This window comes from Pseudomonas helvetica (assembly GCF_039908645.1).
GTDB classification, from domain to species: Bacteria; Pseudomonadota; Gammaproteobacteria; order Pseudomonadales; family Pseudomonadaceae; genus Aquipseudomonas; species Aquipseudomonas helvetica.
Map to the genome: position 1 here is coordinate 4,554,091 of NZ_CP150917.1, position 15,328 is coordinate 4,569,418.

Annotated in this window: 18 protein-coding genes; 8 read left to right on the forward strand and 10 right to left on the reverse strand. The window is 58.9% G+C overall.

The window, feature by feature from the left end; genetic code table 11:
- Positions 1-16 precede the first annotated feature (16 nt).
- Together AABM55_RS21175 and AABM55_RS21180 are read right to left on the reverse strand one after the other, a co-directional pair.
- Entirely contained in the window at positions 17-535 is a 519-nt protein-coding gene (locus AABM55_RS21175; RefSeq protein ID WP_054593488.1) for an ankyrin repeat domain-containing protein, read from the reverse strand.
- 97 nt (positions 536-632) lie between these two features.
- Positions 633-2,471, reverse strand: a complete 1,839-nt coding sequence (locus tag AABM55_RS21180) for a long-chain-acyl-CoA synthetase (RefSeq protein WP_347927702.1) — start codon at positions 2,469-2,471, stop codon at positions 633-635.
- 404 nt (positions 2,472-2,875) lie between these two features.
- On the opposite strand from AABM55_RS21180, the gene AABM55_RS21185 reads away from it, so the two are divergent.
- Positions 2,876-3,154, forward strand: a complete 279-nt coding sequence (locus AABM55_RS21185; RefSeq protein WP_024264778.1) for a DUF3509 domain-containing protein — start codon at positions 2,876-2,878, stop codon at positions 3,152-3,154.
- 67 nt (positions 3,155-3,221) lie between these two features.
- Here the strand turns inward: AABM55_RS21185 and AABM55_RS21190 are convergent, their stop codons facing one another.
- The 6 genes from AABM55_RS21190 to aroC form a co-directional block, all read right to left on the reverse strand.
- Positions 3,222-3,455 (reverse strand): response regulator transcription factor, encoded by a 234-nt coding sequence (locus AABM55_RS21190; protein WP_054593490.1) that lies wholly within the window; start codon positions 3,453-3,455, stop codon positions 3,222-3,224.
- A 245-nt stretch (positions 3,456-3,700) separates the two neighbouring features.
- A complete protein-coding gene (mtnC, locus tag AABM55_RS21195; RefSeq protein WP_347927703.1) occupies positions 3,701-4,384 on the reverse strand; it encodes an acireductone synthase in 684 nt (227 codons plus the stop codon).
- A gap of 4 nt (positions 4,385-4,388) precedes the next feature.
- A complete protein-coding gene (locus AABM55_RS21200; protein ID WP_054593491.1) occupies positions 4,389-4,934 on the reverse strand; it encodes an acireductone dioxygenase in 546 nt (181 codons plus the stop codon).
- A 100-nt stretch (positions 4,935-5,034) separates the two neighbouring features.
- On the reverse strand, positions 5,035-5,655 hold the full coding sequence (locus tag AABM55_RS21205; protein ID WP_347927704.1) for a methylthioribulose 1-phosphate dehydratase: 621 nt from the start codon (positions 5,653-5,655) through the stop codon (positions 5,035-5,037).
- Entirely contained in the window at positions 5,652-6,797 is a 1,146-nt protein-coding gene (locus AABM55_RS21210) for an MFS transporter (protein ID WP_054593493.1), read from the reverse strand. Before AABM55_RS21210 ends, AABM55_RS21205 begins: the two co-directional genes overlap by 4 nt.
- Before the next feature lie 34 nt (positions 6,798-6,831).
- A complete protein-coding gene (gene aroC / locus AABM55_RS21215; RefSeq protein ID WP_019693022.1) occupies positions 6,832-7,923 on the reverse strand; it encodes a chorismate synthase in 1,092 nt (363 codons plus the stop codon).
- Between the two features lie 95 nt (positions 7,924-8,018).
- Here aroC and AABM55_RS21220 point away from each other — a divergent pair, with 95 nt between their 5' ends.
- Positions 8,019-9,032 (forward strand): alpha/beta hydrolase, encoded by a 1,014-nt coding sequence (locus tag AABM55_RS21220; RefSeq protein ID WP_081013690.1) that lies wholly within the window; start codon positions 8,019-8,021, stop codon positions 9,030-9,032.
- Positions 9,033-9,131: 99 nt separating this feature from the next.
- Complete coding sequence (locus AABM55_RS21225) at positions 9,132-9,923, forward strand: hypothetical protein (RefSeq protein WP_103315808.1); 792 nt, start codon at positions 9,132-9,134, stop codon at positions 9,921-9,923.
- 180 nt (positions 9,924-10,103) lie between these two features.
- Here AABM55_RS21225 and prmB read toward each other — a convergent pair whose 3' ends face one another.
- The gene (gene prmB / locus AABM55_RS21230) at positions 10,104-11,012 is read right to left on the reverse strand and encodes a 50S ribosomal protein L3 N(5)-glutamine methyltransferase (protein ID WP_347927705.1); all 909 of its coding nucleotides are present in this window, start codon (positions 11,010-11,012) and stop codon (positions 10,104-10,106) included.
- Positions 11,013-11,250: 238 nt separating this feature from the next.
- On the opposite strand from prmB, the gene AABM55_RS21235 reads away from it, so the two are divergent.
- From AABM55_RS21235 to AABM55_RS21255, 5 genes are all read left to right on the forward strand, one after another.
- Positions 11,251-11,841, forward strand: coding sequence for a cysteine hydrolase family protein (locus AABM55_RS21235; RefSeq protein WP_103315806.1), 591 nt, complete (start codon positions 11,251-11,253; stop codon positions 11,839-11,841).
- A 132-nt stretch (positions 11,842-11,973) separates the two neighbouring features.
- Positions 11,974-12,294 carry a hypothetical protein gene (locus AABM55_RS21240; protein WP_347927706.1) on the forward strand — a complete coding sequence of 107 codons (321 nt, stop codon included), beginning with the start codon at positions 11,974-11,976 and terminating at the stop codon, positions 12,292-12,294.
- 75 nt (positions 12,295-12,369) lie between these two features.
- Positions 12,370-12,927, forward strand: a complete 558-nt coding sequence (locus AABM55_RS21245) for a Smr/MutS family protein (RefSeq protein WP_019693028.1) — start codon at positions 12,370-12,372, stop codon at positions 12,925-12,927.
- A 77-nt stretch (positions 12,928-13,004) separates the two neighbouring features.
- Positions 13,005-13,550, forward strand: coding sequence for a GTP cyclohydrolase I FolE (folE, locus tag AABM55_RS21250; protein ID WP_019693029.1), 546 nt, complete (start codon positions 13,005-13,007; stop codon positions 13,548-13,550).
- Between the two features lie 102 nt (positions 13,551-13,652).
- Entirely contained in the window at positions 13,653-14,024 is a 372-nt protein-coding gene (locus tag AABM55_RS21255; RefSeq protein WP_347927707.1) for a glutathione S-transferase N-terminal domain-containing protein, read from the forward strand.
- Positions 14,025-14,129: 105 nt separating this feature from the next.
- On the opposite strand, the gene AABM55_RS21260 is transcribed toward AABM55_RS21255, so the two are convergent.
- On the reverse strand, positions 14,130-15,296 hold the full coding sequence (locus tag AABM55_RS21260) for a PLP-dependent aminotransferase family protein (protein WP_347927708.1): 1,167 nt from the start codon (positions 15,294-15,296) through the stop codon (positions 14,130-14,132).
- Positions 15,297-15,328: the final 32 nt, after the last annotated feature.

Here is a 15,328-nt window from a genome sequence, read left to right on the forward strand (position 1 = left end):
GCCACAGGGTTCGGGATCAGCCAAGCAGCTTCTGCAACTGCGCCGTGGTATCTGCCGCGCCCATGGTCCTGGCCGCGTCCAGGGCGTTGATGCCGTTGGCGTCCTTGGCCTTGGGATCAGCACCTTTGCTGATCAGGTAGTCGACGATTGCGCTGCGATTGAACATCGCGGCCATCATCAACGCGGTGCGGCCGTCAAAGGACGAACCTTCAACCTCGGCGCCACCCTCAACCAGGGCGGTCACCACTGCCAGATCGCCTTTGAACGCCGCGCCGGCAATCGGGCTTTGGCCATTTTCGTTGCGAATCTCTGGATCGGCCTTGTGCTCAAGCAGCACTTTCACTGCATCGACGTGGCCGTGATAGGCGGCCAACATCAGCAAGGTGTCGCCCTTGTGGTTACGCAGGTTCGGCGGCAGGCCTTTGCTCAGCAGTGCGGCGAGCATCGCCGCGTCACCATCACGTGCCTTATTGAACACCTGCTCGGCAAACTCCGCGGCTTCTTCCGGGGTCATCTGGCGGGATTTGTCTGTCATTGGGGACTCCACATTCGGTCAATCGCAAAGCCGCTAGTTTCCTTAAGCGGCGTGATACCTGTCACTCCTTTTTTCTCTCGTCCGGCCATAGCCAGAATCAATAACGGAACTTGCCAGCGTGGATATCCGCCAGTACCTGTTCGGTGACCTGCACATAAGTGTCCGAGCCCGGCAGCCAGGCGTAGATTGGATCTTCGCCGGTTTTGCGCGGATCGAATGCTTCATCCTTGAGGCGGGTCTTCTGGTACTTGAAGGTCCCGGTGGTCTCCATTTTCACTTTCACCCGCAAAAACAACGGCACCGCATAGGCCGGCAGGTGTTGACGGGCGAAGCTCAGCAACTCGCTGAAGTCCAGGGTCGCCAGGGACTCAGCCGGGGTAATCGCAGCCATGCCGGCGCGGCCGTTGGTGTTGTTGATCTCGACGCCATAGGCCACCGCCTCGGCGATGTGGGAGTGTTTCAAGAGGATGTTCTCGACCTCGGTGGTCGACACGTTCTCACCCTTCCAGCGGTAGGTATCGCCGAGGCGGTCGACAAACTGTGCATGACCAAAACCGATGCTGCGCAGCAAGTCACCCGTATTGAAGTAGCGATCGCCCTTCTCGAAGACATCGTGGAGCACAACTTTTTCGGTCTTCTGCGGGTCGGTGTAGCCGTCCAACGGCGCCTTGTCATCAATCTTTGCCAGCAACAGGCCTTGCCGTCCTTTACCGACTTTCTGCATGAAACCCTTGCTGTTGCGAATCGGCGTGCAGCTGTCGTGGGTGTACTCGACCAACGCCCAGGACATCAGTGAGAAGCCGATGGTGTTGTCGAAGTTGAGGATGTTGCTGAAACCGATATTGCCGTCGCTGGCGGCGTACAACTCGCAAATGTGATTGACCCCGAAGCGCCGCTTGAACTCGCTCCAGACGCCGGGGCGCAGCCCGTTGCCGATCATCTTCAGCACCGCGTTATCACAGTCGGCGGTGCTCGGCGGCTGATCGATCAGGTAACGGCACAACTCGCCGACGTAGCCGATGGTGGTCGCCTGGTATTTGCGCGCGTCGTTCCAGAACTGACTGGCGCTGAACTTGCGCCGAATGGCAAAGCCCGACGCCCCACAAATTGCCGAGCCCCAGCACACGCACAACCCCGTGGCGTGGTACAGCGGCAAGGTGCAATAGATGACATCGTCGGGGGTCATATCCAACGCGATCAACCCGAAACTGGCGGAGGTCTTCATCCAGCGGCCATGCTTGAACACTCCGGCCTTGGGTAACCCGGTCGTGCCGGAGGTGTAGATATAGAAGCAAGGGTCGTTGAGGTATACCTGCTGACTGCTGAGCGGGTTGTCGGTCGGGCAATCTGTACTGACAAGCATCAGGTTGATGAAGCCTGCGGGAACCGAACCGGGATCACGGGAAGTGTCCTGATCGGCCACCCACCAGGTTCTCGCGGTATCGATTGCAACCTGCTCGCGGATCGCCGAATAAACCCCGACCAACTCCTCGCCCACCACGATTGCCGCCGGAGCCACCAGATTCACGCTGTGCACCAGCGCCTGTCGGGTTTGCGAGGTATTGAGCATGGCGCTGATCGCGCCAACCTTGGCCACCGCCAACACTGTGACCAGCAGTTCCGGGCGGTTTTCGATGAAGACCCCGACCACATCACCTTTGCCAATGCCCTGGGCAATCAGGTAGTGAGCAATGCGGTTGGCCCACTGATTGACCTGTGCATAACTCAGTCTGACCTCACCTTGCAGCAGCGCCGGACCATCGGGATTACGCTGCGTCGCTTGCTCGAAGCTCCAACCGAGGCCGCAGGGTTGATCCGGTTGTTTGACATTGGCGACTTTCAGCCCCTTGACCACCCGTGGCAGGGCCTTGGCAATGGACGGCAACTTACGGAGCATCATGCCCCAGGTGATCATGTCGTTTGACGCGAGACTCATGGTTGCTCCCGTTCGGCCCTTGATGCCAGGCCTGTTTTGTTATTGTCGGGTGAACATTTGGTCGCAGATGTTGAGGCAACTTCATCCCCGAATCAGAGACGGCAGATAACCTCTGGTTAGAGATAAAAACAAACGTGGAAGAGTCGATTCAAGCCAAAAAGTACGCCCGCGCTTGTGTCGCTGTACACGCGGTTTTTGAAATGTTTTGTATCCGGGTCGATACTGCGGCAAACACGCAAAATGCAGGATGCACGATGGCCATTCATGCAAAATGCACGATGCCAAAAAATTACTAACTTTCTATACTATTGATTTATAACAGTTTTTATAAAATCTCATAATGGCACAATCAGTGCACCTATCACTCCATGCTTGCCATTCAAGTGCAAACGGAGCTGATCGACATGAGCCTGATCCAGGAAAAATTTTCGTCCCTGTTCTCCAACTTCGACGTCACCACGCAAGCACGCCCTGACGGCGGTATTCTGCTGACGCTCAATAGCAGCGATGGCCGAGTGTTCAAACGCTCGATTTCCTACGCTCAATTGCACGCCGGCGATCAACTGTCCTGGGTAATCAGTGCCATTCGCCGTGACTTGGCCGAACAGGCCAGCGAACTGCCGCAGATTTCAATGCTGCAAAGCCAGCAGCGTTTCGCCTTGCCGACCTATCACTCGAGATAAGCTTCAACCGTTCAAACCTTTCAGGTCGTGCAAGCCTTGCGCTGCACGGCCTGAGTGCGTTTTGAGCTCAGCTCAACAAGCCACGATTAACCGCCTCGCCGACCGCTTGGGCACGGTTGGTGACTTCGAGCTTGGAGTAGATGTTGCTCAGGTGAAACTTCACCGTCGCCTCGGAAATGTCCCGAATCACACTGATTTCCCACACCGTTTTGCCGGCCTTGGCCCAATACAGAATCTCCAGTTCCTTTTCGCTCAGCGGTTTGCCTGCCGGATCCGGACGCTGTCGCTTTGGTGTTTTCATCCTTAGCCCTCTCACCAGGAGTCCGCACCATTGCCAAGCGCGAAAAGTGCCTGGGTAAGCGAACAAACTTAAGGGCCGAAGAGTTACACAGGGACAAGATTAAACAAGTAAGGAAAACCACAAACAGGCATGGCCGACTTATCAACAGGCAACTTCCTACACGTCCTACAGACGTGCGTTGGCCATGATGTTAGTCCGTGATGGAAAGTCGGCTGACCGCGTGAGTTGCAGTCAGCCGTAGCCACTCAGAACGTGGCGGGATCGATCTGTGAAAAGCTGCTGACGTTCAGATGCCCGGCGAGCTCACCGCCTTCGCGTACCAGTCCGCAGGTGGCCATGCCGGCTTCACGGGCGGCATCCAGCTCCTGAACGATGTCGGAGAGAAACAGGATCTGCGCAGGCTCGCAGCCAATGGCTTGAGTAATGCGCTGATAGGACTGCGCCTCACGCTTGGGTCCCGAAGTGGTGTCGAAGTAGCCACTGAACAGCGGCGTCAAATCACCGGCCTCGGAGCAACCGAAGATCAGCTTCTGGGCCTGGATCGAACCGGACGAGTAAACGAACAGTTGATAACCGGCCTGATGCCAGCGTTTCAGCGCCTCGACTGCGTCCGGGTAAACATGCCCCTTCAACTGCCCGGCCTGATAACCCTGCTCCCAGACCATCCCTTGCAACGCCTTGAGTGGCGTGGCCTTGCGGTCTTCGGCAATCCAGCCCAGCAGGATTTCAATCACCCGTTCAACGTCAGCGCCAGGCTCGGCGCTGTCCTGGCGAACGGCGTCGATCTGCCGGGCAACATCGGCCCGTTGCGCCTGTTGCCGGACAAAGTCCGGCAAATGTCTGGCGGCATAGGGAAACAGCACGTCGAACACAAAACTCACCGCGCTGGTGGTGCCTTCGATGTCGGTGAGAATGGCTTTGATCGTCATGCCATCAGTCCTCGAGACGCGGGAAGCGGCTGGCGATGTCGTCGCCGGTGAAGTTGGCCACCCAGCCTTCGGGGTTGTTGAACAGCCGAATCGCCACGAAGTGCGGGTGCTCGCCCATGTCGAACCAGTGTGCAGTGCCGGCGGGCACCGAAATCAGGTCGTTTTTCTCGCAGAGCACGGCGTACACGTAGTCGTCGATGTGCAAAGTAAACAGGCCACGGCCCGCGACGAAAAATCGTACTTCGTCTTCGCCATGACGATGTTCTTCCAGAAACTTGGCACGCAATTCGGCTTTTTGCGGGTGATCGCTGTTAAGGCTGACCACGTCGACGGTGATGTAACCGCGCTCGGTCATCAATTGATCGATCTGCACCTGATAAGCGGCAATCACTTCTTCCTGACTGGCACCGGGCTGGATCTTCGCCGCGGCTTGCCAACGGTCGAAGCGCACACCTTTTTCGGCCAGGGTCGAGGCGATATCGTCGAAGTGGGTCAGGACCTTGTTCGGCAGGTCCGGGCTTGAAACGTGGTAAACGGACAGGCTGCTCATGCTGGCAATTCCTCGTTAGCGGCGCTGCCGTCCGGCTTTTACAGACCGGTCAGGCAACGCGTTTCATCGGGCGGTTGGCGACTTCAGGTAGAAGTAGGCCTTAACGGTTAATCAACGCGCGCATTTTCAGCTCGCATTCAAACAGGAACTCAAACGCTTCGATCTGCCGCAACGCATCGCTCATCTTCGGGCCCCAGGTGTAGAGGCCATGACCGCGAATCAGGTAACCGACACAGTCGGGATGGTCGTCGAGCCATGGCTGGACTTTGGACGCCAGGCGCTCGATGTCCTGATCATTGTCGAAGATCGGCACCCGCACCTTGGACTCATGAGTCGAGATCCCACTAAAGGCTTTTTGCAGTTCGTAGTCTTCAAACGTAATGACCGGACTCTGCAGCAGCCGCGACAACACCGTGGCATTGACCGAATGGGTGTGCAGCACCGCACCGATGTCGGCACGCCAATTATATAACTGGGTGTGCAGCAGGGTTTCGGCAGACGGCTTCTTGCCCGGTTCCAGGCTGCTGCCCGACATATCCGTGGCCAGCACGTCATCCATCCCCAACTGCCCTTTGTGTTTACCGGAAACGGTCAACAGGGCTTCGGTGGCCGACAGTCGCGTCGAATAGTTGCTGCTGGTGGCGGGCGACCAGCCACGGCCATACAAAAAACGCCCGGCGTCGATGATTTGCTGGGCGAGTTGTTCACGGGTAAGGCTCATGGCCTGTCCTCTTGCATACGTGTGGCAATGATAACGGCTGCAGCGAACGCTGCGAGGCTGGCAATACTAAAGGTCAATGTAGCGCCCAGGGCATTCCAGCTGTAACCGGAATACAACGCGCCCAACGCTCCGCCGGTGCCGGCCAGTGCCGCGTACAACGCCTGGCCCTGCCCTTGCTGGCGTGCACCGAAGCTACGTTGCACGAAATGGATGGCCGCGGCGTGAAAACTGCCGAAGGTCGCCGCGTGCAGAATCTGCGCAAACAGCAGCACCCACAGGAATTCGGCGAACGAGCCGAGCAGCAGCCAGCGTAACGCCGCCAGCAGGAAACTCGCCATCAACACCCGGCGTACCGAGAAGCGCCCAAGGATCTTGCTCATGAACAAAAACATCAGGACTTCGGCGACCACTCCCAACGCCCAGAGCATACCGATCACGCCGCGGCTGTAACCGAGGTGTTCAAGGTGCAGGGTCAGAAAAGTGTAATACGGCCCATGGCTCATCTGCATCAGTGCCACGCAGCCATAAAATGCCAACACGCCGGGGCTGCGCAGTTGCTTGAGAAAGCCCTCGCCCGCCAGCCGATTGCCTTGCGCCGGCTGGGCGTTCGGCACCCAGAGGCTGCTGATGATTATCCCGCCCATGATCACCACCAGCGTCACCGGGTAGATGTCCAGGCTCAACCATTCAAACAGCCGCCCCAACGCAACCACGGTGATGATGAAACCGATCGATCCCCACAAGCGGATCTGGCTGTAGCGCGAAGTCTGGCCCTGCAAATGCGCGAGGGTGATGACCTCGAACTGCGGCAATACCGCGTGCCAGAAGAATGCATGCAGCGCCATGACCATCGCCAGCCAGGCGTAGCTTTTGCTGACGAAGATCAGCGAAAAGGTCAGCAGCGTACAGATCGCGCCGAAGCGCACGATGGCCAGGCGCCGGCCGGTGTAGTCACCGAGCCAGCCCCAGATATTCGGTGCGACGCAGCGCATCAGCATCGGAATCGCCACCAGTTCGCCAATGCGCGCACTGGAAAACCCCAGGTGATCGAAGTACAGCGCCAGGAACGGCGCGGTCGAACCGAGCAAGGCGAAATAGAACAGATAGAAGCTGGACAACCGCCAGTATGGAAGCGCCGCCACGGCCGTCAGACCGCGGCGACGTCAGGGCATGGCTTCACAGCTGGCCCAGCACCGGAGTGCTGACGCGCACATCGGCGTTTTGCCCGCGATTGCGCAGCAGGTGGTCCATCAACACGATGGCCATCATCGCTTCGGCAATCGGCGTAGCGCGGATGCCGACGCACGGGTCATGACGGCCCTTGGTAACGACGTCCACCGGGTTGCCGTGGATATCGATCGAACGGCCCGGCGTGGTGATGCTCGACGTTGGCTTGAGTGCCAGGTGCGCAACGATCGGTTGCCCCGAAGAGATGCCGCCCAGAATCCCGCCCGCGTTGTTGCTGAGGAAACCTTCCGGGGTCATTTCGTCACGGTGTTCGGTGCCGCGTTGGGCGACACTGGCGAAACCGGCACCGATTTCCACGCCTTTCACCGCGTTGATGCTCATCAGCGCATGGGCCAGTTCGGCGTCGAGACGGTCGAAGATCGGTTCGCCGAGCCCAGGCTTCACGCCTTCGGCGACTACGGTGATCTTCGCGCCGACCGAATCCTGGTCGCGGCGCAATTGATCCATGTAGGCCTCAAGCTCTGGCACTTTGTCCGGGTCGGGGCTGAAGAAGGCGTTTTGCTCGACCGAGTCCCAGGTCTTGAACGGGATTTCGATAGGCCCAAGCTGGCTCATGTAGCCGCGAATGACGATGCCCTGGGTCGCCAGGTATTTTTTCGCAATCGCCCCCGCAGCCACACGCATGGCGGTTTCCCGCGCCGAGCTGCGACCACCGCCACGGTAATCGCGCTCGCCGTATTTGTGGTGATAGGTGTAGTCGGCGTGGGCCGGGCGGAACAGGTCCTTGATCGCCGAGTAGTCCTTGGACTTCTGGTCGGTATTGCGGATCAGCAGGCCAATCGCGCAACCGGTGGTGCGGCCCTCGAACACGCCAGAGAGGATTTCGACTTCGTCGGCTTCCTGACGCTGGGTGGTGTGGCGGCTGGTGCCGGGCTTGCGGCGGTCCAGATCACGCTGCAAGTCTTCCAGGGACAGTTCAAGGCCCGGCGGGCAGCCGTCGACAATGGCGACCAACGCCGGACCATGGCTTTCGCCCGCGGTGGTGACAGTGAACAGCTTGCCGTAGGTATTGCCGGACATGCAGGGCGCTCCGTGAATTCGCTGAGTGACTCAACCTGAAAATGTAATGTCGGCGAGTATACGCAGGCTATCCAACTAGTTCATCCTCGAACCTTATCGGTGCCTGCAAGTCCAACCGACACCTTCTGAATGATGGCGTGATGATGCTGCGAGTTATTGCCTTGAGCCTTACCCTGTTTACTGGCCTGCTTTCCAATGCAGCCCAGGCCTCTGTTGTACTGCAACGGCCAATCAGTCTGGATACCGGCAGCGGTGAGCTTTTCGGCTCGATGTTGCTGCCAAAGTCCGACAGCCCGGTGCCGGTTGTGCTGATCATTTCCGGCTCGGGCCCGACTGATCGTAACGGCAATAACCCGGAAGGCGGCAACAACGACAGCCTCAAGCGCCTGGCCTGGGTGTTGGCCAAACACAACATCGCCAGCGTGCGTTACGACAAACGCGGCGTGGCGGCCAGCCTCGCAGCGACCCCGGATGAACGCAATCTGACCCTTGAGGCCTACGTTGCCGATGCCGTGGCCTGGGGCCAGAAACTCAAGTCCGACCCGCGTATGGGGCCATTGATTCTGCTCGGGCACAGTGAAGGTGCACTGGTGGCCACACTCGCCGCTCCGCAAGTCGATGCCGCCGCAGTAATCTCCGTGTCCGGTAGCGCCCGTCCGGTAGATCAGGTCTTGCGTCAACAATTGAGCAATCGAATGCCTCCCGATCTGCTGCTGCGCAGCAATGAGCTGCTGGACAGCCTCAAGGCCGGACATGTCGATGAACATGTTCCGACGCCGCTGCAGGTGATCTTCCGTCCCAGCGTGCAACCGTACCTGATCAGCCTGTTTCGCCAGGACCCGGCAGCGGCTTTCGCCAAATTGAAAATGCCGGCGCTGATCATCCAGGGCAGCAACGACATGCAGGTCGGTGTCGGTGACGCACAGATGCTCAAAGCGGCGAAACCGGATGCCCAACTGGCGCTGATCGAAGGCATGAACCACGTGATGCGTATCGTGCCCAATGACATCAAACGGCAATTGGCCTCCTACAAAGACCCGCAACTGCCCCTCGCTGTCGAACTCGGCTCGAGCATCCTGAGCTTTATTGACGGACTTCGCGCCAGTTAAGCCGGTTTTACCCTCCAGTCCTGGAAAAAACGGCCGATAAGCCTGTGTCGGCAGCCCATTGGCTGCCGCCAAGCAGGGCTTGGACAGGATCTCGCCGTTATGACTGATACCCAGAATTCACCCGACACTGCGCCGCAAACCACCGCCACTGAAGTGGTCGACCTGCCGTGGTCGGACGTCCAGGCCGAGCACCACAAGATGCTTCGCCTGGCGCCGCTGAAAACCGATCGAGCGACCGGTGGGCGGCCATTGCGCTTTGTCGAGTTCGGTTATGCCGAGCGCAACAGCAAAGAACGCAGCCTGCTGCGCATGAGCATTTCACTGCCCGGTCAACGGGTGCGCAAAGAACAGAACCACCTGGACGTCTGGGTCGATCATGAGAACCGTCGCGTGCACTTCGGTCCCGACAGCGGTCTGCAGATTGAACCGCTGAACCGTGGCATTGGCCGTTTTCTGGCCGCTCAAGGCATTACGTGGGCGAAGAAAAAGTGGTCGAGCTACACCGTCGACGGTGCGGACCTGAACAACAAGGACGCCCTCAACGAAGACACCCGCCTGCGCCGCGACCACTTCCTGCGCGTGCATGGCTTTGACGTGGTCTACGCCGACGCCCAGCATTTGAAGGGCAGCGTCAAAGAGGTAAAGGTCGGCGATCTGCTCGGCGACTGGAACTCCGAAAAACTGCAATTCGTGGAAATCCTCGAAGCCGCGCAGATGCTGCAGCAAGCCGAGCAGAATCTGGCGGAGCAGGAAGTCAAACTGCAAAAGCAGGAAGAGAAAGTCAGCAAATACAAACGCGAGGACACCGGGCTACGTTTCACCATCACCTGTCTGGTGGCGTTTTCGGTGTTCCAGGCGGGACTGCTGATCTGGATTGCTACGCACCGCTAAAAACCTGAGTTTGCTGTGGTTCTTGTGGCAAGGGAGCTTGCTGAGGCTCTTGTGGCGAGGGAGCTTGCTCCCGCTCGAGCGCGAAGCGCTCGCAATCCTGTTACCTCATCGTTGAGAAAACAAGGTCGGGGGCTGCTGCGCAGCCCAGCGGGAGCAAGCTCCCTCGCCACGTTCACCACATTAAACCCTGGCAGCGAACAACGCCTGATGCTGGCGGCATTGCTCGGCGCTGAGCATGAACACACCGTGACCGCCGCGCTCGAATTCCAGCCAGGCGAAATCGACTTCCGGGTACAACGCCTCGACGTGCACCTGGCTGTTGCCGACTTCAACGATCAGCAAGCCCTTCTCGGTCAGGTGATCCGCCGCTTCGGCGAGCATGCGCCGCACCAGGTTCAAACCATCGTCACCACAGGCCAGACCCAGTTCGGGTTCGTGCTGGTATTCATCCGGCATGTCGGCAAAATCTTCGGCGTCAACGTAAGGCGGGTTGGACACGATCAAGTCGAAACGCTGCCCTGGCAAACCGTCGAAGCCATCGCCCTGAACGGTGTACACGCGCTCATCGACGCCATGGCGCTCGATGTTCTGATTGGCCACTTCCAGCGCTTCGAAAGACAGATCCGCTAACACCACTTCAGCGTTCTGGAACTCGTAGGCGCAGGCAATGCCGATGCAACCGGAACCGGTGCACAGGTCAAGAATCCGTGCAGGTTCGCTGCCCAACCACGGCGCAAACCGTTTTTCGATCAGCTCGCCAATCGGCGAACGCGGAATCAATACACGCTCGTCAACGATGAACGACATCCCGCAGAACCAGGCTTCGCCCAACAGGTAAGCCGTCGGGATGCGCTCCTCGATTCGACGCTTGAGCAAGCGCTGCAGGTTGACCAGTTCGTCGTCTTCAAGACGGCAATCCAAGTAGCTATCGGCGATTTCCCACGGTAGGTGCAATGCCCCCAACACCAGTTGACGGGCTTCGTCCCAGGCGTTGTCGGTCCCATGGCCGAAAAACAGATCCTCCCCATGAAAACGGCTGACAGCCCAACGAATGTGGTCGCGCAAGGTGCGCAGGCGGGAAGTGATCACGGGGGCAAACTCCTGAAAAAACGACTGGCGATTCTAACAGCCTAAACCCTCCTCGACGACGCAAGAAAATCACCGGACGGATGTAGGATTGATCCTGATTTTCAGCTTTTGATTGAACATCTGCTCAGCTCTTGACAGGCTGCAGGCCAGCAACGACGGTGCCTACGATGGTAGCGATTCACAGAAGCGCTCAGCCAGAGGACAATGTCGCAAAAGCCCCACTCGAAGGAGCCCCAGAATGTCCGTTCCAAAAACGATGTTTCAACTCAGCGGTCGTGGTTACGCGCCGGCCAATCTGGCCCATGCGACGCTGGTGATCATCGATGCCCAGAAAGAATACTTGAGCGGCCCCCTGGCCCTTTCCGGCATGGACGCCGCCGTCGACAATATCAAGCAACTGCTCGCGGCTGCCCGCAAGGCGGGTAGGCCGATCGTCCATGTACGCCACCTCGGCACCGTCGGTGGCCTGTTCGACCCACAAGGCGAACGCGGTGAATTCATCCCGGGCCTTGAGCCACTGGCTGACGAAACTGTCATCGGTAAATTGCTGCCCAGTGCGTTCCACGGCACCCCGTTGGAAAAACGCCTGCAAGACCTCGGCTCGCTGGACCTGATCGTCTGCGGTTTCATGAGTCACTCCAGCGTCAGCACCACCGTGCGCGCCGCCAAGAACCTGGGCTTTCGCTGCACCCTGGTCGAAGACGCCTGTGCCACCCGGGACCTGCCTTTCAAAGGTGGCGTCCTCAGCGCCGAACATGTCCAGCAGACTGAAATGGCGATCATGGCCGACAACTTCGCGACCCTCGCCCAGACTCAGGAACTGATCTGATCAAGCGCTTGATGAGCGGCCAACGCAGCCGCTCATCCGCAAAAACCGCTCATTCCCCGCAATTGCCTTAGCCTCAGGAACCACCCGGTCAACTCCCGGTCGAAGGGCCGATACCCATTGAGGAAGGTCGGAATGAAGAAATCCGATGGTTTTGACGCTCGCCGCTTGCGGCCCAAAGGCCCGCGCAACTGGCGTTATCGTTTTGGTGCGGCATTTTCCGCGCTGCTGGCAACCCTCGGCGTGTTGCTGGCGCTGGCCGGTGCCGCCAGCCTGTTGGGCCACCCGCCGGCTCTTGGCGAGTTGAACACCAGCCCGGCCGGCGCCGCGGTGGTCTTGGCGCTTGGCCTGTTGCTGCTGTATGTCGGTGTCGCGTTGTGGCGTCGCTGCCGTCGCCGGATGCGCCAACCGCGTGAGCTGAACCTGGCTCCGCATTTGATGAAAAAACATGACTGAGTGGCGCGCGTTGCGTTTTGACGCGCCCGATTCACCTCGACTTGGGTAAACTGGCCGCCCTTCGCGGAGGCTGACATGCAAGACGACGATTTTTCCCTGTTCAAAAGCGCGATCCAAGGCGTCAAGCCGATCAAGCACGATCGCGCCGAAACCGGCAAACCCAAGGCTGACCGCGCGCACATCGCCAAGCTGCGTCAGGCCGCCACCGTGCGCACCGATGCCACCACTGTTGACGGTCTGTCCGATCAGTTCGTGATCGATGTCGGTCCGGAAGACGAGTTGATGTGGGCGCGTGACGGTGTGCAGGAAAGCCAGATGCGCAAGTTGAAGGTCGGGCAGATCCCGTTCGAAGGCAGCCTCGACCTGCACGGCATGACCGTCGAAAAAGCCCGCGAGACGCTGTGGGCTTTTCTCGCCGAAGCAACAAAATTCGAAATCCGCTGCGTGCGCGTGACTCACGGCAAGGCTGTACGCCTGGACGGCAAGCGGCCGATGATCAAAAGTCACGTCAACACGTGGCTGCGCCAGCATCCGCAGGTGCTTGGCTTCACCTCGTGCCAGGCCAGACACGGCGGTGCCGGAGCGGTTTATGTGATGCTCAAACGGACCATGATGGAAGGTCGCGACGAGTAAAGCTGATGCGCTACGCTTGCAGCGCCGTGTCCGCCGCCGTACCCTTGCCCTTTGCGTAAAATCCCACAGGTAGTTTCATGTCCCTGGAACAGAATTACACGGCGATCCTCGGCCAGCTTGGCGAAGACGCCACCCGCGAAGGTCTGCTCGACACGCCGAAGCGTGCCGCCAAAGCCATGCAGTACCTTTGCCGCGGTTATGAGCAGACGCTCGAAGAAGTCACCAACGGTGCCTTGTTCAGCTCCGACAACAGCGAAATGGTGCTGGTCAAGAACATCGAGCTCTACTCGTTGTGCGAACACCACTTGCTGCCATTCATCGGCAAGGCCCACGTGGCCTATATCCCGAGTGGCAAGGTGCTGGGCCTGTCGAAAGTCGCGCGGATCGTCGATATGTACGCCCGCCGCCTGCAGATCCAGGAAAACCTTAGCCGGCAGATCGCCGAGGCTGTCCAGCAAGTGACTGGCGCCCTGGGCGTGGCGGTGGTGATCGAAGCCCAGCACATGTGCATGATGATGCGCGGTGTAGAGAAACAGAACTCGTCGATGATCACCTCGGTGATGCTTGGTGAGTTCCGCGAAAACGCGGCGACCCGCAGCGAGTTTCTCAGCCTGATCAAGTAATCGCTGTACGAAGAAAACCGGCATTCATCGCCGGTTTTTTTTCGCCTGTGAAAAATCAGGTAAGCTGCGCGCCTTTCTTCATTCGCCCGTGAGGCTTATACCGTGTTAGTAAAAGCGCTTCGTGTCGGCCTCGGCCAGCTGATCATTTTCATCGACTTCCTCACCCGCCCGAGCAAAAAGAAGCGCCCCGCTGCCGCTCAGGCCCAGGTCGAAAACGTAGCGAAAGGCCTGACGCTGTATCAGTTCCACGCCTGCCCGTTCTGTGTGAAAACCCGCCGCACCCTGCGCCGCCTGAATGTGCCGGTGGCTTTGCGTGATGCGAAGAACAACGAACAGGATCGCCAAACCCTGCTTGAGCAAGGCGGCAAGATCAAGGTGCCGTGCCTGCGTATCGAAGAGAATGGCCAGACTACCTGGATGTATGAATCCAAGGTGATCATTGATTATCTGGACAAGCGCTTCGCTGCAGCCTGATGGTTTTGTGGTGTTTTTGCCCGCGATGAGGCCAGCACAGACAACATAAATCCTGAACAAAAATAAACCGGCTCATTCGCCGGTTTATTGGTTTTTAACCTTCCCTCACGCAGCCTGAGCAGCCTGTGCCTGACGCACTACTCCAGCCAATCGTTTAAGCCCTTCGTCCAGCCGCGCCGGATCGATGTGGCTGAAGTTCAGCCGCAGATGCCCCGGATTGTTGTCCGGTTCAGAGAAGAACGGCTCCCCCGGCATAAAGGCCACGTTCTGCGCCAACGCCTCGTTCAGCAAGGTCCGGGTGTCCAATGGCTGCTTCAGGATCAACCAGAAAAACAGCCCGCCTTGCGGTACATTCCACTCGGCCAGATCGCAGAAATGGGTTTCCAGTGCCAACTGGAAGGCGTCACGCCGAACCCGGTAGAAGTCCCGCAGCTCACTCAGGTGATCGCGAAACTTCTCGCTGCCAATCCATTGCAACGCCTGCCATTGGCCAACACGGTTGGTGTGCAAGTCAGCCGATTGCTTGAGTCGCAGCAGGTGCGGGAACAGGTCCGGGCTGGCGATCAAATAGCCGACGCGCAAGCCAGGCAGCAAGGTCTTGGACACGGTGCCGGTGTAGATCCAGCTGGCCTTCTTCAAGCGACTGACGATGGGCGTCGCGCTGCCGCCATCAAAGGTCAGTTCACGGTAGGGTTCGTCTTCGATCAGGGTCACGCCGAATTCATCGAGCAACGCTGCCACTGCATCGCGCTTGGCTTCGCTGTAGCGCACGGCCGAGGGGTTCTGGAACGTCGGGATCAGATAGATGAACGCCGGGTGATGTTTTTCCAGGCGCGCGCGCAGCTCATTCAGGTTCGGGCCGTCAGCCTCCAGCGGCACGGTCAGACAGTCAGCGCCGAACAGCTGGAAGATTTGCAGCGCCGCCAGATAGGTCGGCGCTTCGAGCATGATCTCGGTGCCTTTGTCGATGTACAGCTTGGCCGCCAGATCCAGGGTTTGCTGGGAGCCGCTGACCACCAACACCTGACTCGCCTCACACGGTACGCCCAAGGCCCGGGCCTCAGCCGCCAGCGCTTCGCGTAATGCCGGTTCGCCTTCGCTCATGCCGTATTGGCCCATGGACAACGGCATGTCAGCCCACTCGACCTTCGGCAGCATGGCTTCGGCAGGCAGGCCACCGGCAAACGACATCACTTCCGGGCGCTGAGCCGCGGCAAGGATTTCACGAATCAAAGAACTTTTAAGGCGCGAGACACGTTCGGAAAAAGCCATGGGGGTCACCGGTAGCGAAGGCCAAGGAAATT